Origin of the sequence: Mycobacterium sp. 852002-51961_SCH5331710 (genome assembly GCF_001665535.1) — a bacterium.
Classification (GTDB): Bacteria; Actinomycetota; Actinomycetes; order Mycobacteriales; family Mycobacteriaceae; genus Mycobacterium.
In genome coordinates this window covers 17,124-36,246 of the sequence record NZ_LZSQ01000117.1, presented here as the reverse complement: position 1 = coordinate 36,246, position 19,123 = coordinate 17,124, and the positions used below count along the sequence as shown (strand labels likewise).

The following is a 19,123-nucleotide window of genomic DNA, read 5'->3' as shown; positions in this document are numbered from 1 at the left end:
ACGGCCGTGCGTAGACTGAACGAATGCTTGAACAGATCCGCGGGCCCGCTGATCTGCAGCACCTATCGCAGTCGCAGCTGAGCGATCTAGCACGTGAGATCCGCGAATTCCTGATCCACAAGGTGGCTGCCACGGGCGGGCATCTCGGTCCCAATCTCGGTGTTGTTGAGCTCACGCTCGCGCTGCACCGGGTGTTCGACTCGCCGCACGATCCGATCATCTTCGACACCGGACACCAGTCCTACGTGCACAAGATGCTGACGGGCCGCAGCCACGAGTTCGCCACCCTGCGCAAGAAGGGCGGCCTGTCGGGCTACCCCTCGCGCGAGGAGAGTGAGCACGACTGGGTGGAATCCAGCCACGCCAGTTCGGCGCTGTCCTACGCCGACGGTCTGGCCAAGGCGTTCGAGCTGTCCGGGCACCGCAACCGCCACGTGGTGGCGGTCGTCGGTGACGGCGCGCTGACCGGCGGCATGTGCTGGGAGGCGCTGAACAACATCGCGGCGGCCCGGCGGCCGGTCGTGATCGTCGTCAATGACAACGGGCGCAGCTACGCGCCGACCATCGGCGGGTTCGCCGAGCATCTCGCTGGCCTGCGACTGCAGCCCGGGTACGAACGCGTGCTCGAGGAGGGCCGCAAGGCCGTGCGCGGGGTCCCCGTCATCGGCGAGGTGTGCTACCAGTGCATGCACTCCATCAAGGCCGGCATCAAGGACGCGCTGGCGCCGCAGGTGATGTTCACCGACCTGGGCCTGAAGTACGTCGGCCCCATCGACGGTCACGACGAACACGCCGTCGAGGTTGCACTGCGCCGCGCCCGCGGCTTCAACATGCCGGTGATCGTGCACGTCGTCACTCGCAAGGGCATGGGATATGCGCCCGCCGAGAACGACGAGGCCGACCAGATGCACGCGTGCGGCGTCATCGACCCCGAGACCGGGCTGGCGACGTCGGTCCCCGGTCCCGGTTGGACGTCGACGTTCTCCGAGGCGCTGATCGGATACGCGTCACGGCGCCGCGACATCGTGGCGATCACCGCGGCGATGCCCGGCCCAACAGGGCTGACCGCGTTCCGCCAGCGCTTCCCTGACCGGTTCTTCGACGTCGGCATCGCCGAACAACATGCGATGACGTCGGCGGCCGGGCTCGCGATGGGCGGTCTGCATCCGGTCGTCGCGATCTACTCGACCTTCCTGAACCGGGCATTCGACCAGCTGATGATGGACGTGGCCCTGCACAAGCTGCCGGTGACGATGGTGTTGGACCGCTCGGGCATCACCGGCCCCGACGGTGCCAGCCACAACGGCATGTGGGACCTGTCGATGCTGGGCATTGTGCCCGGTATGCGGGTCGCCGCGCCGCGTGACGGCTCCCGGCTGCGCGAGGAACTCGGCGAGGCGCTCGAGGTCAACGACGGCCCGACCGCCATTCGCTTCCCGAAAGGCGATGTCGGTGAGGACATCTCGGCCGTCGAACGGCGTGACGGTGTCGACCTGCTGGCCGTGCCCGCCGAGGGTCTCGGCGACGACGTGCTGCTGGTGGCGGTGGGACCGTTCGCGTCGATGGCGTTGGCGGTCGCGGAGCTGTTGCGCAACCAGGGCATCGGTGTGACGGTCGTCGACCCGCGCTGGGTGCTGCCGGTGCCCGAGGCGATCACCGCGCTGGCCAGCGAGCACAAGCTCGTCGTCACCCTCGAGGACAACGGCGTCAGCGGCGGCATCGGGTCGGCGGTCTCGGCGACGTTGCGCCGCAACGAGATCGACGTGCCCTGCCGCGACGTCGGACTGCCGCAGGAGTTCTTCGCGCAGGCGTCGCGCGGCGAGGTGCTCGCCGAGGTCGGACTGACCGATCGCACGGTGGCACGTCAGATCACGGGTTGGGTCGCCGCGCAGGGCGCCGCCGTGAACGAAACCGAAGTCAGCGAGCGACTCGACTAGCCATCGCCCCCTGTCCGGCGAGCGTGCGTGCTCGCTCGATAGGCTGTGGCAATGAAACTCGCTGCGGTGGTTCGTGTTTTGGCGGTCGTGCTGCTGATCGCGATCGGCCTGGTGGCGACCCCCGGCGTAGCACCCGCGGACGCGCCGCAGTGGTCGAACCTGGATGTACGAAGCTACGCCGGGCCGATCCCGGCGCCCGGCGCACTGATCGAATCGATTCCGCTTGACCCGTCGCTGGCGGTGGACGGCGCGGAGTCGGCCTACCGGATGCTGTACGCCACGATCGACCAGCATGACCGCCCCGCCGTGAGCACCGCCGCCGTCTTCACCCCGAAAACGCCTCCGCCGCCGGGCGGGTGGCCCGTCGTGGCGTGGGCACACGGCACGGTCGGCCTCGGCGACGACTGCACGCCGTCGGCGCGTCCGCGCAGTGACCGGGACAACGCGTACCTCACCCACTGGCTCGACCAGGGCTACGTGGTGGTCGCCAGCGATTACGCCGGCCTCGGCACGCCCGGCCTGATGAGCTACCTCAACAGCGTCACAACCGCACGTAGCGTGGTGGATTCGGTGATCGCTGCGCACGGACTGGGTCTGCCGTTGTCCCCGAAGTGGGCGGTGATCGGCCAGTCGCAGGGTGGGGCCGCCGCGGTCGCCACCGCCCGGTGGGCCACCGAGTTCAGCGCCGGTGCGGGCCTGGACTTCCGCGGTGTCGTCGCCACCGGGACGCCGGCGCACGTCGAGAACATCGTCAAACAAGCGGGCCCGGACATGGCGGTGCCCCCGCAGCTGGGACCGGTGGCCAACGCCTACACCGCCTACATCGTCGCGGCGTTGCGCGAAGCGCACCCCGAGCTCGACCTCGACGGCATGCTCACCCCGGTCGGCCGCGACGCCGCCGATCGCGCCGAAACCGAGTGTCTGGCCGAGCTTTCCGCCGCGTTGACGGATGCGACGCTGCCGTCGTTCTTCTCCGCACCCCTGGCATCGATCCCCGCGGCGACGGAAGCCATCGACGCCTACATGGGCATCCCCGCCGACGGCTACGACAGGCCGATCTTCCTGGGCGTCGGACTGCTCGATCGTGACGTCCCGCCGGATCTCACGCTGCGATTCGCCGATGAGCTCACCGCCAACCGGCAAGACGTCACGCTCGAGGTCTACCCCGACGAGGATCACAGCGGCACCGTGCTGGCCTCGCTGCCGGATTCAACGCCGTTTCTGGCGCGCCAGTTCGGCTGACAGCCGCGCCGTCGATCAAGGCAATCCCGCTAGGCTGCGACGATGGACGCCGAGTTGGAGCGCTGGAAAGCTGCGGGCCACTACTTCGATTACCTGGGCTTCGAGATCTTCTACCGTGTCGACGGCCCGCCACTCGGTCAGTCGCCGACGCTGCTGGCCGTCCACGGCTATCCGTTCAACTCGTGGGACTGGTCGCTGATCTGGCCGACGCTCATCGAACACTTCACCGTCATCGCGCCCGACATGATCGGGATGGGTTTCTCGGCGAAACCGGCCGCCTACGACTACTCGGTGCTCGATCACGCTGACATGCATGAGGCTCTGCTGGAGCATCTGAACGTCGAGCGGTGTCACGTCCTGGCGCACGACTTGGGCGATTCAGTGGGCCAGGAACTGTTGGCGCGCAGCGAATTCGGTGACCAGTCGTACGGTTCGGTGCGGTACCAGTCGATCACCTGGCTCAACGGCGGGTTGTTCAACGAGGCCTACACGCCACGCACCATGCAGAAGTTGATGTCGGGGACCCCGCTGGGCGACCTGATGAGCCCCTTGCAGGGTCGCAGTTCGTTGTCGCGCAAGGTGCTGGAGTCGACGATCAACGAGATGTTCGGGCCCAACACCAAACCATCACGCGATCTGATGACGCGGTTTCACGAGATCCTCGAGTTCAACGACGGTAAACGCGTGCTGCACAAGGTCGGACGCTTCCTGGCCGACCGCTATACACATCGCAACCGCTGGGTGCGCGCGATGCGTCAAACCGCGGTCCCCATGCGGCTGATCGACGGGCCCGTCGACCCGAATTCCGGCGCTCACATGGCGCGGCGGTACGCCGAGGTGATTCCCGAGGCCGACGTCGTGATGCTCGCCGACGACATCGGCCACTGGCCGCAGTTGGAGGCGCCGCGGGAAGTGTTGCGGCACTTCCTCGCCCACGTCGAGAAGGTGGGCCGCTAGCTAGGCCCAGAGGTCATTGTTCGTCGGGAGCTGCCGGCTGCTGGGCCAGCTTGGCGTCGGCCGCGGCCAGCGCCTCGGCAAGCGGGGCCACGGTGAGCTCACGCTGCCAGGGCCGCGCACCCGCGTCGCGCAGGAACGCTTCGATCACCGCGGCTCGGTCGTCAACGGGCTCCCAGTCCCAACACAACCGGCGCACGGTGTCGGGGGAGAGGAGATTCTCCGTCGGCACCGAAACCCGTTGCGACACTTCGGTGAGCGCCGCGCGCACCGCCTCTAGCCGAGCGGCGGCTTCGGGTTTGCGCCTGGCCCAGCGGGATGCCGGAGGAGGCCCGTTCGACGGCTCCTGCGATTTGGGTAGATCCTGCGTCGCGCGGGCCCGGGCGAGCGCGTCGAGCCACACCTTCGCGCTGCGGCGCTGCCGGTTACCGCCGAACACCGGCAGTGCGGTCAACTTCTCGACGGTGTCGGGGTCGGTGGTGGCCGCGTTGATGATCGCCGAATCCGGCAGAATGCGGCCCGGCGCGATATCACGGCGCTGGGCGATGTGGTCGCGGGTGGTCCACAGTTCGCGCACGGCGGCCAGCGCCCGCGCGTCGCGGATCTTGTGGATCCCCGATGTACGACGCCAGCGGTCGCGTCGCGTCGGAGCGGCCTCGAAGTTCTTCAGCTGCTCGAATTCCTGTGCTGCCCAGTCGGTTTTGCCCTGCTCCTCGAGGACCGCGGCGACGGCGTCACGCAGGTCGATCAGCACCTCGACGTCGAGGGCGGCGTAGTTGAGCCAGTCGTCGGGCAGTGGACGTCTGGACCAGTCGGCCGCACCGTGCCCCTTCATCAGCTGCAGCCCGAGCAGGCGCTGCACCATCGCGGCGAGGTTAACCTTCTCGTAGCCGGCGAGCCGGCCCGCCAACTCCGTGTCGTACACGCTGATCGGACGGATGTCGAGCTCGGCCAGGCACGGCAGATCCTGGTCGGCGGCATGCAGCACCCACTCGTCGGTGCGCAGCACCTCGGCCACGGGTGCCAGCGCCTCCACCGGGTCGGCGCCGTGGCTCACCGGATCGATCAACACGGTGCCGGCGCCGGCGCGCCGGATCTGCACGAGGTAGGCGCGGTTGGAGTAGCGGAATCCCGAGGCCCGTTCGGCGTCGACCGCAAACGGACCGTGGCCGGACGCCAGAAGTTCGGCGGCCCTTCGGATTTCACTGACGCTGGCGGACAGCGGGGGCACACCGTCGCAGGGCGTGAGGAGCGGCGTGGCCTCCGGTTCGCCCGCTTCGGCCTCGGCCGCCTCCGGGATGGCCTCGTCGGATTCCGGCATCGTCAGGCGCGGGTGCGGGAGCCGAGGTCGGTCACGCCCTGAGGCGGCAGCCCGGCAGCGTGCTCGAGCACCTCGCAGAACGCCTCGACATGCGGACCCAACTCGAGCGTCGTCGCCGTCCACGAGGCACGCAGCTCCAGCTGGTGGGCGCGGGGAGGGCCGGAGATGTCGCCGTAGCGCACCGAGGTCGTGGCGGTGACAGTGCCACCCAGCGCGGTGACGTGTTCGGCGCGCTCGGCAAGGGCGTCGACGAGCCAGCTCCACGCGACCTCGGGCAGCAGCGGGTCGACGGCCTCGCTGGAGTCCAGGTCGGCCTGGATGTAGGCGACGAGCCGCATGGTGCCGTCCCACGCGTCGGCGCCCTCGGGGTCGTGCAGCAGGATCAGGCGGCCGAATGCGTCGCCTTCGGAGCGCTCCGGCACGATCGCCGTCTCGGGATGGCGGACCTCGGCGCCCAGCGCATAACTGAACGGCGCCAGCCGCTGCGGCGGGCGGATCGGGCCGAGCTCGATCTCCGGTCGGACGGTGGTGGCATTCATCGCCGCCACCGCTTCGCGGAACTGAGCCGGTTCGGCGGTGGTCACGACGTTTGACGCTAGACCATTCGAGCAGGTCTGTGCGCGTGGCGCGCCGATCTTGTACGGACGACCGGTCCATCGAGGCGAAGCGGGCGCCGACGGGTCGTCATGGCAGCATTGACAGCGATGAACACACGCCGTGACCTGCCCGACTCGCCATATCTGGCCGCCGCGAGCGGCCGCAAACCCGGCCGTGTACCGGTGTGGTTCATGCGGCAGGCGGGCCGTTCGCTGCCCGAGTATCGCGCCCTGCGGGCCAAGAACACGATGATGCAGGCCTGCTTTGACGCCGAGTTGATCACCGAGATCACGCTTCAGCCGGTCCGCAGGCACGGCGTCGACGCCGCGATCCTGTTCTCCGACATCGTGGTGCCGCTGCGGGCCTCCGGTATCGACCTCGACATCGTGCCCGACGTCGGCCCGGTGATCGAGCACCCGATTCGCACCGCCGCCGACGTCGCAGCCATGCAACCACTGCAGCGTGAGCAAGTCGCGCCGGTGGCCGCGGCGGTCGGGATGCTGGTCTCCGAACTCGGTGACGTGCCGTTGATCGGTTTCGCGGGCGCGCCGTTCACGCTGGCGTCCTACCTCGTCGAGGGCGGACCGAGCCGCAACCACGAGCGCACCAAGGCGATGATGCTCGGAGAACCCGAGACCTGGCACGCGCTGATGGCGGCGCTGACCGATGTGACGATCGCGTTCCTGCAGGTCCAGGTGGACGTGGGCGTCGACGCGATCCAGGTGTTCGACTCGTGGGCCGGCACGCTGTCGCTTGCCGACTACCGCAGCTATGTGCTGCCGCACAGCACCCGGGTGTTCGCCACGCTGGCCGCCGCCGGTGTGCCGATGACACACTTCGGCGTCGGCACCGCCGAACTGCTGGGGGCAATGTCTCAGGCCGCTTCCGGGCACGGCGCCCCAGCCGTCGTCGGGGTCGACTGGCGCACGTCGCTGCCCGACGCCGCCGCCCGGGTGGTCCCGGGGACGGCGTTGCAGGGCAACCTGGACCCGGTGGTGTTGCTGGCGGGCCTGCCGGTGGCCGAGCGTGCGGCGCGTGCGGTCGTCGACGACGGTCGCCGGGCGATCGACGCCGGAGCCGCGGGACACGTCTTCAACCTCGGCCACGGCGTGCTACCCGCGACCGACCCCGAGGTGATCACCGAAGTGGTGGCGTTGGTGCACTCGCTGTGACTGCGTCGTACTGCGTTGTCGGCGGCGGTATTTCGGGTCTCGTCGCCGCGTATCGGCTGCGTGTTGCGGCCGGCCCGGACGCGTCGATCACGTTGTTCGACCCCGCGGACCGGCTGGGCGGCGTGCTGCGCACCGAGCGGATCGGCGGCCAATCGATGGATGTCGGCGCCGAGGCGTTCGTCGCGCGACGCCCCGAGGTGCCCGCGTTGCTGGCCGAGTTGGGCCTGGCGAACCGGCAGATCGGCACGACCGGCGCACGACCGCTGATCTACAGCCAGGCCCGGCTGCACCCGCTGCCTTCGGGCACGCTGCAGGGGATCCCTGCGCAGCCGTCGGCGCTGGCGGGCCTGGTGGACGACGCGACGATCGCCTGGATGCAGGGTGAACGTAACCGGCCGTTCGCCTGGCGTCCCGGTGCCGATCCGTCCGTGGCCGACCTCGTTGGTGACCGGTTCGGCGAGCAGGTGGTCACCCGGTCCGTCGAACCCCTCCTGACCGGTGTCTACTCCGGCAACGCGGGCACGATCGGCGTCCGCTCGGCGGTCCCGACGCTGGCCGTCCTCCTCGACCGTGGCGCTCCCAGCCTGACCGACGCCGTCCGCGAGGCGGTGCCACCGCCGGTCACCGGGTCCGTCTTCGGTGCCGTCGAGGGCGGTTACCGGGTGCTGGTCGACGAACTCGTCCGCCGCGCGGGGATGCAGTGGCGGCAGGTCACGGTCCAAGGTTTGCACCGCGACGCACGGGGGTGGGAACTCGTCGACGACGAGGGCGCCTGCTACCACGCCGATGCGGTGGTGCTCGCGGTGCCTGCGCCACGCCTGGCCCGGCTGGTTGCGGAGGTGGCTCCCCAGAGCGCCGCCGCGGCTGGTCGCATTCCGGTGGCGTCGACGGCGTTGGTGGCGCTGGCGCTGCCGGGCGGCACACCGCTGCCGCAACAGTCCGGTGTGCTGGCGGCCAGCGGTGAACGGCTGCGCTCGAAGGCGGTCACGCTGACGTCGCGCAAATGGGGTCCACGCGGCAGCGTCGAGCTGGTCCGGTTGTCGTTCGGCCGCTTCGGCGACAATTTGGCCCGCAATGTGGGCGACGAAGAGCTGCTCACGTGGGCGGCGGAGGATCTCGCGACGCTTTTCGGGGTCAGGACGGAGCCGGTCGACTTCCACGTGCAGCGTTGGATCGACGCGATGCCGCAGTACGGCCCCGGGCACGGGGCACTGGTGGCCGAACTGCGGGCGGGACTGCCGCCGACGATCGCGGTGGCGGGCGGATTTCTGGACGGTATCGGCGTTCCGGCGTGTGTGTCGGCGGCCACGAGGGCGGCGGCGGCGTTGGTCACCTCGCGCGTGGCACGATAGAACCATGGCCAAGCTCGACTACGACGCCCTCAACTCCGCCCTGCGCTACCTGATGTTCTCGGTGTTCTCCGTGCGTCCGGGGGAGTTGGGCGAGGACCGCGCGGCCGTCGCCGACGAGACCGCGACGTTCCTCAAACAGCAGGAGGAACGCGGTGTGGTGGTGCGCGGCCTGTACGACATCGCGGGCATGCGCGCCGACGCCGACTTCATGATCTGGACGCACGCCGACAACGTCGAGGCTCTGCAGGCCACCTACGCCGACTTCCGTCGCACCACCACCTTGGGCCGCGTCAGCAATCCGTTCTGGAGCAACGTTGCGCTGCACCGCCCGGCGGAGTTCAACAAGAGCCACATCCCCGCGTTCCTCGCGGGTGAGGAACCGGGCAACTACATCTGCGTGTATCCGTTCGTGCGGTCGCTGGACTGGTATCTGCTGCCCGACGAGGAGCGCCGCCGCATGCTCGCCGAGCACGGCATGGCGGCGCGGGGCTACAAGGACGTCCGGGCCAACACCGTTCCGGCGTTCGCGCTGGGGGACTACGAATGGATCCTGGCGTTCGAGGCGCCGGAACTGCACCGCATCGTGGACCTGATGCGAGATTTGCGCGCCACCGACGCGCGTCGGCACGTCCGCGAGGAGACGCCGTTCTTCACCGGGCCGAGGATCAGCGCCGAGCAGCTGATCGATCGCCTGCCCTAAAGGGCCTCGCGGGCGGGAGCGCGTCGTTCATCATGGTCCTATGAGGACACAGGTGCTGGTCGGCGCCGGCTTTCTGGTTGGCGCGCTCGCGACGGCGCCGACGGGTTTCGCGCAGGACCCCGACAGTGAGAAGTGCGCGCCGCGCTTCGGTCAGGTCATCGACATCACGGCAGGCGACATCGACTGCATCACCGCGTCGGACTACGCGGTGAAGTACGACCTGAACGGCGACAAGTATCAGGTGATCGGCCCGTTCACGTGCTACTCGGGCAACGCGATGACCGCGCCGTTGCTGTTTCAGTGCGTCGCCGACACCGAGGACCGCGCCGAGTTCGCGGTCTATCCGGCGTAGCCTTCTGGCCCTCGTTGCGCCGAACGCGTCAGGAGGACGGCTTCAGTCGCAGCGAGATCGAGTTGATGCAGTAGCGCTGGTCGGTCGGGGTGGGGTAGCCCTCGCCCTCGAAGACGTGGCCCAGGTGGCTGTGGCAGTTGGCGCAGAGCACCTCGACGCGGTGCATCCCGAGCGAGTCGTCGGTGCGCAGGATGACGGCGTCGGAGTCGGCGGGATCGAAGAAGGACGGCCAGCCACAGTGCGATTCGAACTTCTCGGTGCTGCGGAACAGCTCGGCGCCGCAGGCGCGGCACTCGTAGATGCCCTCGGTCTTGGTGTCGGTGTACTCGCCGGTGAAGGGGCGCTCGGTGCCGGCCTCGCGCAGGACGTGGAACTCCTCGGGGGTCAGCTTCTTGCGCCACTCGTCATCGGTCAGCTGCAGTTTGGGAGCCGGTGTGGTCATGACTCCACGCTACTAGTGCCGGCACGACGAACAACCTCCTCCGCGTACGCGAAGGCCGCGTCCTCGTCGTCCACATCGAATTCGCATATGTGCCTGGTGAGCCCGTCGCTGAACTCGCCCACGATGAGTCGGCTCCACTCGTATCGCTCGCCGTCGTGGCCGATCGCCTCGCGTTCGTGAAGCGTCACCGCCACCATCGGTGAAACCCATCGTTCGATCGAGTGCCACGAACGGACCGAGGCGACCATCGCGCAGAGGTCTTCGTAGCTCGCGCGCAGTTCGGAAATCGAACGGTCAGGGAAGCCTGCGCTCGATCGGCTCACGGCTTCGATGTCCTGCTCCGTCATTTCGTCGAACACTCGGTCCCATTCCCGTCGGTTGATGGCCGCGAGATACCTGGCGTTGTGTGCGGTGCCCTCGGCGACGGCGGATCCCTCACCGGCGCAGTACCGGCGCGTGAGCTCTTGGTAGGCACTCTCGAAGTCGTCCTCGTCGAAGCGGCCCTCATAGATGAATTGCCCAGTGGAGTCGACCTCGTAGACGTGGAGATAGGAGGTTGCGTTGCCGGAGTCGTCCGACCAGACGCTGGAGTGCATGCTCAGATAATCGCCACGGATCGCCAGAGTTCGCCACTGAAACTGGCTGTACTGAGCCAGGATCCGTTCCCCGGCCAGCCGCAGCCCTGCGGCGTTGCGAATGGGATCCCCGCTGAGCCGGCGTCGATCTTCGTACACGGATGGGTTCGCGTAGCAGCCGATACCTCCCTCGAGATCTCCGGCGCACAGGGCATTCTGGAGGGCGGCGACCGTCTCGCAGGACCGGTTGGTCAGTCTGAATCTGCTGTGGACGGTATGGGCGAGCTCCTCGGCGTACGCGAATGCAGCTTGCTCGTCGTCGGTTTCGAACAAGCAGACCGAGCTGAACCGCCCGTCACGGATCTCGACGACGTCGATGTGCGTCCACGCGAACCGCTCGCCGTCCGCCCCGACGGCGGTCTGCTCGAAGCGGGCGATCACCACCGCCGGTGACAACCAACAGACCGCGGCGTGCCACACCCGCAGCGAGGTGGTCCTGGCGAGCAGTTCGTCATAGGTTGACCGGAACTCGCCGACTGAGCGCTCGCCGAAAAGGGAGCGCGACCGGTCGTCGACACGCAATCCCGGAGCAGTGAGGCGATCAAAGACGCCGTCGATGTCTCCGTTCATGAACCCGATCGGATACTCCGCGAGCGTCGCCTCTGCCTCAGCGATTGTTGCACCCTCACCCAGGCAGTATCGGCGCGTGAGTTCGCGATAGGCGCCTTCGAAGTCGTCCTCGTCGAAACGACCCTCGTAGGTGATGCGCCCGTCGCCATCGACCTCCTGCAGAATCAGGTGAGCCGTCTCATATCCGGCGTCGGTGGACCAGCGGCTCCAAGCCAGGTGCAGCCGGTCACCGCGGACGGCCAGTATGCGCCCCTCGAAGTGGTCGTACTGGGCCAAGATGCGTTCCGCGCCGCTGCGCACATCGGGTAGTGGGTTCCCCGCCAGTTTCCGCCGATCGTCGTACTCGAAGTGCTCCGAATACTGTCGGACCATTGCGTCGACGTCGTGCGCGTTCGCAGCCTGGCCTCCGACGAGGAACGTTCGGGTGGCCATGTTGGTGACCGGCAAGCGAGTCGCGGCCTCGTGGGCGACCTCTTCGGCGTGAGCGAATGCGGCTTCTTCGTCATCCAATTCGTATATGCACAAGTACGTGATCCGACGCTGCTTGATCTCCATCAAGAAAAGCCGTGACCACGTGAACCGTTCACCATCGTGACCGATCGCCTCGCGTTCGTTGCGGCCGACGGCATGCATCGGTGACAACCAACATACGGCTGAGTTCCACGCGCGCACGCAATCGAACATCGAATTCAGTTCGGCCGTACTCGCCCTGAGCCCCTCGACCGAACGCTCGGGAAAGCCGGAGCGCGAATGATTTTCAACACGGAAGTCTGGTGCGATGAGGTCATTGAACGCACGGTTCAGGTCGCGTTCGTTGATGGCGATCGCGAATTCGGTCGTTGTCGTGCCCGCATCGCTGAACGCTGCACCTTCACCGGCGTAGTGACGCTGTTCGAGTTCGCGATATGCGCTGTCGAAATCGTTTTCGTCGAAGCTGGCCTGTAAAGCGATTCGTCCATCGGCGTCGAGCTCGATCACGAGGAGATATGACGTCTCATTTCCGGCGTCGTCGGACCACCGGGTATGGGCGAGTTGAAGGCGCTCGCCGCGAACAGCCAGCACGCGGGCGTCGAAGTGGTTGTACTGACCGAGCATTCGTTGCACGGCCGCCCTGAGTTCCACACGATCTGTGACGGGGTCGCCGCTGAGGCGCCGATGATCGTCATAGACGAAGTGCTCGGCGAAATTGGCGACGACGGTGTCGACGTCCCCGCTCTCGCTCGCCTGGAGGACTCGATCTCCTACTTCGCACGCACGATTTGTGATTGCCAGCCGGCTCGTCGTCGCGCGGACGCAGTCTTCGGCATACGCGAACGCCGCGTCCTCGTCGTCCACAGCGAACTCGCACATCGACGTGAAGCGGTTGTCACGAAGTGTGAAGACGTAGAGCTTGGTCCACGTGTACTTCTCACCGTCATGGCCGATTGCTTCGCGTTCGTTGCGGCCTATCCCGACCGTCGGGGACAGCCAGTACGCCCACGAGATCCAGACCTGCGTCGAGGCGACCATATCCCAGAGTTTTTCGTATGTGGACCGAAGCTCGGCTGCCGAACGATCGCCGAAAACCGACTGCGTTCGCGATTCGATCCGGAAGTCGGGCGCCAAGTACTCACCAAACACCCGGTCGAAATCTCCGCGATTCCACGCGAGGGTCATTTCGGTTCCGACGGCGCCTGTCTCGGCGAACGCCGCACCCTCTCCCGCGAAGTACCGTTGTTCGAGCTCTCGATAAGCGCCCTCGAAGTCGTCTCCGTCGAAGCGGCAGTCGTAGACACACAAACCGTCGTCGCCGATTTCGGAAACATGAAGCTGTGTCGTCTCGTTACCCGCCTCGTCCCACCAGCGACTACGCCCCATCGCCAGTCGGTCTCCCCGTACCGCCAGCACAAGGACCTCAAATCGGCTGTATTGATCGAGAACCCGCTGGATCGCTGCGCGTATCGCGTCGCGACCAACGATAGGGTCACCGCTCAGACGGCGTCGATCGACGTAGACGAAGCTGTCGGCGTAGGTTGACACCAGGCCCTCGACATCGTGACTCCGCATTGCTTGCCAACCGGCTTCGACGGCGTCGGTAGCTCTATTCTTGACCGCCAGCCGGCTGCGGGCGGCGCGAACGCGCTCCTCGGCGTACGCGAACGCGGCCTCCTCTTCCTCGATGTCGAACTGGCACAGGGAATTCGTACGGCCATCTCGCACTTCAGCGACGAGCACGAATGTCCAGGTGTACAACTCGCCGTCGTCACCGGTCGCCTCGCGTTCGACGCGGCTGACGCTCCATTGCGGTGACAACCAGCAGACGACCGAGGGCCAGCTCCGCGAAGAGGAGACCAAAGCGTCCAAGTGGCCCCAGCCAGAGCGTAGATCGTCCGCTGACCGGTCGGGAAGTCCGGAGCGCGAACGATTCTCGATGCGCATCGCTGGAGTGCTGAGTTCTTCTACCACCTTGTCGTAGTCGCCACGATTGATAGCGGCGAACGTCGCCGCCGACACCGCACCACCCTCGGCGAACTTCACGCCTTCGCCGGCGTAGTACCTTCGCTCGAGTTCACCGAGCGCTTCTTCGAAGTCGACTTCGTCGAACCGACCGTGATAGATGGTCAGGCCATCGCTGTCGGTCTCCAGGACGTGAAAACCGCTCGTTTCGTTTCCCGCGTCATCCCACCACCGACTCCAGCCGAGCTCCAGTCGATCACCGCGGACCGCCAAGGTTCGCCATTCGGAATGTGGGTATTGATCGAGGATCCGAACTGAGGCGTTCCGCAACCCGTCGAGGCCTTCGATCGCACTGCCGCTCATCCGGCGTCGGTCGTCATAGATGAACCGATCCGAGCACCCGTCCATGGCCGCCCGTAGATCGCCGACTTGGAATGCGCGCCACGCGACCTTGGCGGCCCGGCTGGCGCGATTCGTCACCGCGAGCCGACTGCTGGTTGCCCGCATCCGCTCCTGGGCATACGCGAATGCAGCGGCCTCATCGTCGATTTCGAACTGGCATATCGATGACAGTCGACCGCCTCGAATCTCGGCTGTGTGGATGCTGGACCACTCGTAGTTCTCGTCATCCAGTCCCACAGCGTCTCGTGCGAAGCGGAATACAAGCCAATTCGGTGACAACCATTCGACGGCTGAAGTCCACACACGAGAGGAAGCAACGATGTCGTCGAGCTCTTCCAGCGTGCCGCGGAATTCGCTGGCGGAAAGTTCGGGAAATGAAGCGTGCGAATGATTTTCGAGCTGGAAGTCCGAAGCTAAGAGTTCACCGAACGCGCGGTCATAGTCTTTCCGATTCAGTGAGATTGTGATGTCCGTCGTCACAGCCGCTGCTTCCGCATAAGCGGCGCCTTCTCCGACGTAGTAGCGGCGTTCCAGTTCTCGGTAGGCGCCTTCGAAATCGTCCGCATCGAACCGACCGTCGTAGATGACCTGGCCGAGGTCGTTCACCTCGGTGACATGGAGGTACTCCGTGGCGTTGTCGGACTCGTCGGACCAGCGACTCCAGGCCATGAAAAGCCGTTCTCCGCGAACGGCCAACACGCGAACATCGAATTGCGTGTACTGATCACAGATTCGGGCGACCGCGGCCCGCATTGCGTCGCGTCCGACGATCGGCGCGCCGCTGAGTCGTCTGCGATCGTCGTAGACGAACTCGTCCGCATAGGCCGCGAGGACGCCGTCGACATCATGTGACCGCAGCGCTTCGACGAAGCGCGGCAATGACCGGGATGCACGGTTTTCCACGGCAAGCCGGCTGGTGGTCGCCCGCACTCGCTCGTCGGCGTAGGCGAAAGCCGCTGCCTCGTCATCGACGTCGAACACGCAGCTGGATACGAAAACGCCCTCGCTGATCTCGCTCACGATCAGCCATGCCCACGAATAGCGTTCGTTGTCGGAGCCGATCGCCTCCCGCTCGATACGGGCAATGAGGCAGCGAGAAGAGAGCCAGAAACCGACCGACGCCCACGTCCGCGTCGACAGCATCATTGCGTTGAGTTGACCCCAACTTGTCTTCGCATCACTCACAACGGGATCGGGGAACGCGATCCGGGAACGGTTCTCGAACCGCAACCCTGGGGAACTGAGTTCATTGAACGCACGGTTCAGATCACCCGCAGTGAGCGCTACGATATATTCCGTTCCGACGGCGCCGACGTCGGCGAAGGCCTCACCTTCTCCGGCATAGAACCGGCGTTCAAGCTCTCGGTAGGCGCTCGCGAAATCGTCCTCATCGAACCGAATGTGGTAGAGAATGCGCCCGTCGTCTCCGGTTTCGTTGACATACAGCGTCGTGGCGGTATTGCCGTCGTCGTCGGCCCAGCGACTCCACAGGAGATGCAGATGCCGGCCGCGGACCGCCAAGACGCGGAACTCGAACTGCGTGTACTGCTCATGAACACGCTCCAGGGCAGTCCGCATCGCGTCTAATCCGACGACAGGATCGCCGCTCAGTCGCCGCCGGTCGTCGTAGACGAACTGCTCTGAGAGCCAGGCGAGGGCACCCTCGACATCGCCGTCCTTGGTCGCCTGGATGAACATGGGCAGCAGTCGGCAGGAATCGTTGTCGACCGCGAGTCGGCCGGCCGTCGCGGGCGCGCTTGCCCCCACGGGGCCGAGTGCTGCCCGAACGGATTCCTCCGGTTGCGCGACGACGGGTTCGTCGACGAGTCCGACCGGGATCGACACCTCCTTCGCCGCGTAGAGCGCTTTGGCATCCGCTCGGGCTGTTGAGGTCCCGTTCGTATCTCCCGCCTGGTCCAGCACACGGCTCAGTGCCAGGCAGGCCTCGGCGTGATCGAGCACGATGTCGGTTCCGCTGGCTACCGCCACCGCATCCCGGGCGATCGCTGCCGCCTCACTGTGGCGCCCTTGCGCCGAGAGAATCTCGGCTCGCACCGCGCGCCACGCGATCGCCGTCTTGAGGTTGTGCCCTGCCAGCCGCTCGCTTTCGGTCGCATAGCGATCCGCTTCGTCGATGCGGCCCTGCGCAAGAACCGATCTCGCGAGCAGGGCAGCGGCCAGGCCCGCGTCGGCGCCGACGCCCAACGCACCCAACCCTTCCAGGGCCATGCGGAAGTGCGGTTCGGCAGCGACGGGGTCGCCGCTCATGGACTCGATGATCCCGGCGAACAACTCCGTCTCCATCAATCCATGCCGCAGACCGAGGTCGGCGACGATCTGGCGAGCCTCGCCGAGCATCTTGCGCGCCTTGTCCGGCCGCCCGCGCAGCAGCTCCAGCACCGCCAGATGCCGCAACGACGTCGCCTCGAGCGAAGGCGCAGCGGTTGTCATCCGTTGCATTCGAACCACGTCCAGACACCGGCCGCCGGCCTTCGGCACGGGGCTCGGCCCCCACAGCGCCGCGCCCGGCGCCGCGCCCAACGCCGCGGTGATCTGCCGGTGATCTCTGCTCTGTCGGGCCGCGATCAGCGCCTCGAACAGGTCGACCTCACCGTCGCCGACCCGTCCCAGACGCAGCCGCGCGCTCGCGCGTACCCGGTGCGCCTTCGCGAGGCCCGAAGAGTCCGCGCGGCGGGCGAATTCGTCGATGGCGGCCTGCAGCCGCGCGTCGTATTCCAACAGCCGCTCCGGGTCGGTGTACACGCCGAACTGACACCGATAGCACGTGGCCCACGGCGCCAATGCCTCGCCTGCAATGCGTTCGAGATCCTCGACGAGGGCGGCCGCGGCCGTGACGTCGCCTGCGGACAGAAGCGCCTCGCACCCCGTCAACAAAAGCTCGGCGTGTACGGACTCGTCGGCGGCCGCGAGCGCGGCACCCCGCGCGGCCTGAGCGCCGGCGGAGACCAACTCGTCGCGGTCGAGTGCGCGTCGCGCGGATGCCGAGTAATGGCGGGCGGCACGCAGGGCGAGATAGTCGGTTTGTTCGTCGAGAGTGCCCAATTCGCGCCGATAGGTGTATGCGGCCTCCAGATGGCGGGCGATCATCTCGTCGGCCTCGAATGCCACACTCGCCCCGCCTGATTCGACCCAGTCGGCGAGACGCTCGTGAAGGTCTGCGCGTTCGGACTTCAGCAGCCGCCGGTAAGCCACGTCGCGGATGAGCACATGGTGGAATCGCCAGACCGCCTCGTCGCCGACGTACGTCCCCGTGGGTTGAGCGAGTTCGAGACGCCGAAGCCGGTTGAGCGAGGACTTGATCGCGTCCGCATGACCGCCGGCGAGTGCGCGAACCGTACCGACGGAGAAGTCGCTGCCGACCACGGACGCGATCTCGAGTATGCGTCGGTCACCGGTATCGAGCCGTTCCAGCCGCGACGCGAGCAGGGCATGAATCGTCGGTGGAATCGTGATGGCGTCGACGTCGATGGTCAGTCGCCAGCCGTTCGGATTCTCCACCAGAACACCGTCGTGGGCGAGCATCCCGACGAATTCCCGGACGAACAGGGGATTGCCGCCCGTAGAGGCCGGCAGGCGATGTAGCAGCTCGGCCGGGAGTTCGGTGGCACCCAACACCTTGGCGGCAAGCTCCGCCGTCGCCCGCGCATCGAGGCCGTCGAGGTGCAGCGTGTCGGCGACCCACCGGCTGGCGGCGACGAAGTCGGGCCGAATCTCACGCAGCTCGGGCCGTGCCAAGGCCAGCACGAGCACCGGCACGTCCTTGATCCACTCGACCAGGTGCTCGATGAAATCCAGCAGCAAGGTGTCGGCCCACTGAATGTCGTCGACCGCGAACACAACTGGCCCGCGCCACGCCAGCACCTCGACGAATCGGCGCAGCGCCCAGAAGTTCTCTTCGACCGACCCCGGTACGCCGGTCGCGAGGCCATTGAGGTCGCGCAGCAGACGATCTCGCTCCGAGACTCCTGCCGGGATGCCGGATTCGAGATCCCGGGCCCGCAACATCTCGACGATCGGCGCGAGTGCGACCGAGCCCTCGACGGCACATCGAGCTTGGAGAACGCACGCATCCGATTGGGCTACAAGGAATTCGGTCGCCAGCCGGCTCTTGCCGACGCCGGGGTCGCCGATCACGGTCACGAGCCGGGCTGCACGCGCCGCGATCGCGTCGTCGAGAACGTTTTGAAGCCGCCTTACTTCCTGCGACCGGCCGACGAACGGTGCCGCGTCCGCGACATCCGAATGCCGTCCGACCCACTGGTACACCGCAACCGGCGCGTGGCGGCCCTTCACCTGCACTTGCCCGAGCGACTCGTAGCCGTATCGCCCTCGCGTGGCCCGCCAGGTCTCCTCACCGACCACCACCCGCCCGCGCGGACACTCGGCCTCGAGACGAGCGCCGACGTTGAGCGCGTCGCCCACCAGATCGGCGTCACCCGCTCCGACGACGACCTCACCGGTGTTCACGGCGACGCGCAGCGCCAGTTCGGTGCGGTGCGTCTCGGCGACCTGGGCGGCCAGGTCGACGAACCGGTCCTGCAATTCGACCGCGGCATCGACAGCGCGCAGCGCGTCCTCGGGGCCGATCTCGGGAACACCCCAGACGGCCATGAAGCCGTCGCCGATGTACTTGGTGACGCCCGCACGGTGTCGCTGCGCGGTCGACCGCAGCAGCTCGTGGTAGCGACCGATCACCTCGCGAGCGGTCTCGGCGTCGACCCTTTCCTCGAAGGTGGTCGACCCCGCCAGATCGGCGAACATCACCGTGACGGTTTTGCGTGCCGGACCCGCGATCGGCAGTTCGGATGCGGGGGCGGCCAGTTCGTCGAGCGGCGCCCCGCAGCCGCGGCAGAACCGAGCGGTCGCTCTGGCCTCCAGGCCGCACGTCGCACACACCCGCGCCAGTGAGCCACCGCAGCCCTCGCAGAAGCGTGCGTCCTCTTCGTTCGCCGTCCCGCAGGAGGCGCAGGTGCGGCGGTTTTCGGCCATG

The 19,123-nt window shown here is 67.0% G+C and carries 11 protein-coding genes; 7 read left to right on the top strand and 4 right to left on the bottom strand.

Features of this window, described 5'->3' with window-relative positions:
* Positions 1-23: 23 nt before the first annotated feature.
* Genes dxs through A5752_RS21380 form a run of 3 tightly spaced genes read left to right on the top strand, consistent with a single transcriptional unit; the run spans position 24 to position 4,136 of the window.
* Complete coding sequence (dxs, locus tag A5752_RS21390; protein WP_067089863.1) at positions 24-1,937, top strand: 1-deoxy-D-xylulose-5-phosphate synthase; 1,914 nt, start codon at positions 24-26, stop codon at positions 1,935-1,937.
* 51 nt (positions 1,938-1,988) lie between these two features.
* Positions 1,989-3,179: a prolyl oligopeptidase family serine peptidase gene (locus A5752_RS21385; RefSeq protein WP_067089861.1), complete on the top strand. Its 1,191-nt coding sequence runs from the start codon at positions 1,989-1,991 to the stop codon at positions 3,177-3,179.
* Positions 3,180-3,221: 42 nt separating this feature from the next.
* Positions 3,222-4,136: an alpha/beta fold hydrolase gene (locus tag A5752_RS21380; protein ID WP_067089858.1), complete on the top strand. Its 915-nt coding sequence runs from the start codon at positions 3,222-3,224 to the stop codon at positions 4,134-4,136.
* 13 nt (positions 4,137-4,149) lie between these two features.
* Here A5752_RS21380 and A5752_RS21375 read toward each other — a convergent pair whose 3' ends face one another.
* Positions 4,150-5,454, bottom strand: coding sequence for an HRDC domain-containing protein (locus tag A5752_RS21375; protein WP_067089854.1), 1,305 nt, complete (start codon positions 5,452-5,454; stop codon positions 4,150-4,152).
* A gap of 2 nt (positions 5,455-5,456) precedes the next feature.
* Positions 5,457-5,993 carry a DUF3000 domain-containing protein gene (locus A5752_RS21370; protein ID WP_231744895.1) on the bottom strand — a complete coding sequence of 179 codons (537 nt, stop codon included), beginning with the start codon at positions 5,991-5,993 and terminating at the stop codon, positions 5,457-5,459.
* Positions 5,994-6,158: 165 nt separating this feature from the next.
* Here A5752_RS21370 and hemE point away from each other — a divergent pair, with 165 nt between their 5' ends.
* From hemE to A5752_RS21350, 4 genes are read left to right on the top strand one after another with little or no spacing between them, the layout of a single operon-like run.
* Positions 6,159-7,223: a uroporphyrinogen decarboxylase gene (gene hemE, locus A5752_RS21365; protein WP_067089852.1), complete on the top strand. Its 1,065-nt coding sequence runs from the start codon at positions 6,159-6,161 to the stop codon at positions 7,221-7,223.
* Positions 7,220-8,575, top strand: coding sequence for a protoporphyrinogen oxidase (locus tag A5752_RS21360; RefSeq protein WP_067089849.1), 1,356 nt, complete (start codon positions 7,220-7,222; stop codon positions 8,573-8,575). Before hemE ends, A5752_RS21360 begins: the two co-directional genes overlap by 4 nt.
* Positions 8,576-8,579: 4 nt before the next feature.
* The gene (hemQ, locus tag A5752_RS21355; protein ID WP_067089845.1) at positions 8,580-9,275 is read left to right on the top strand and encodes a hydrogen peroxide-dependent heme synthase; all 696 of its coding nucleotides are present in this window, start codon (positions 8,580-8,582) and stop codon (positions 9,273-9,275) included.
* Between the two features lie 40 nt (positions 9,276-9,315).
* Positions 9,316-9,627 carry a hypothetical protein gene (locus tag A5752_RS21350; RefSeq protein WP_067089842.1) on the top strand — a complete coding sequence of 104 codons (312 nt, stop codon included), beginning with the start codon at positions 9,316-9,318 and terminating at the stop codon, positions 9,625-9,627.
* A 28-nt stretch (positions 9,628-9,655) separates the two neighbouring features.
* Here the strand turns inward: A5752_RS21350 and msrB are convergent, their stop codons facing one another.
* Positions 9,656-10,069: a peptide-methionine (R)-S-oxide reductase MsrB gene (msrB, locus tag A5752_RS21345; protein ID WP_067089839.1), complete on the bottom strand. Its 414-nt coding sequence runs from the start codon at positions 10,067-10,069 to the stop codon at positions 9,656-9,658.
* Entirely contained in the window at positions 10,066-19,122 is a 9,057-nt protein-coding gene (locus A5752_RS21340; RefSeq protein WP_067089836.1) for a nuclear transport factor 2 family protein, read from the bottom strand. Before A5752_RS21340 ends, msrB begins: the two co-directional genes overlap by 4 nt.
* Position 19,123 lies beyond the last annotated feature (1 nt).

Excerpts from the sequence above, each read along its gene's own strand:
- hemQ (WP_067089845.1), top strand. The coding sequence starts at position 8,580 with ATGGCCAAGCTCGACTACGACGCCCTCAACTCCGCCCTGCGCTACCTG.
- A5752_RS21375 (WP_067089854.1), bottom strand. The coding sequence starts at position 5,454 with ATGCCGGAATCCGACGAGGCCATCCCGGAGGCGGCCGAGGCCGAAGCG.
- msrB (WP_067089839.1), bottom strand. The coding sequence starts at position 10,069 with ATGACCACACCGGCTCCCAAACTGCAGCTGACCGATGACGAGTGGCGC.
- A5752_RS21385 (WP_067089861.1), top strand. The coding sequence starts at position 1,989 with ATGAAACTCGCTGCGGTGGTTCGTGTTTTGGCGGTCGTGCTGCTGATC.
- hemE (WP_067089852.1), top strand. The coding sequence starts at position 6,159 with ATGAACACACGCCGTGACCTGCCCGACTCGCCATATCTGGCCGCCGCG.
- A5752_RS21370 (WP_231744895.1), bottom strand. The coding sequence starts at position 5,993 with ATGAATGCCACCACCGTCCGACCGGAGATCGAGCTCGGCCCGATCCGC.
- A5752_RS21340 (WP_067089836.1), bottom strand. The coding sequence starts at position 19,122 with ATGGCCGAAAACCGCCGCACCTGCGCCTCCTGCGGGACGGCGAACGAA.
- A5752_RS21350 (WP_067089842.1), top strand. The coding sequence starts at position 9,316 with ATGAGGACACAGGTGCTGGTCGGCGCCGGCTTTCTGGTTGGCGCGCTC.
- dxs (WP_067089863.1), top strand. The coding sequence starts at position 24 with ATGCTTGAACAGATCCGCGGGCCCGCTGATCTGCAGCACCTATCGCAG.
- A5752_RS21380 (WP_067089858.1), top strand. The coding sequence starts at position 3,222 with ATGGACGCCGAGTTGGAGCGCTGGAAAGCTGCGGGCCACTACTTCGAT.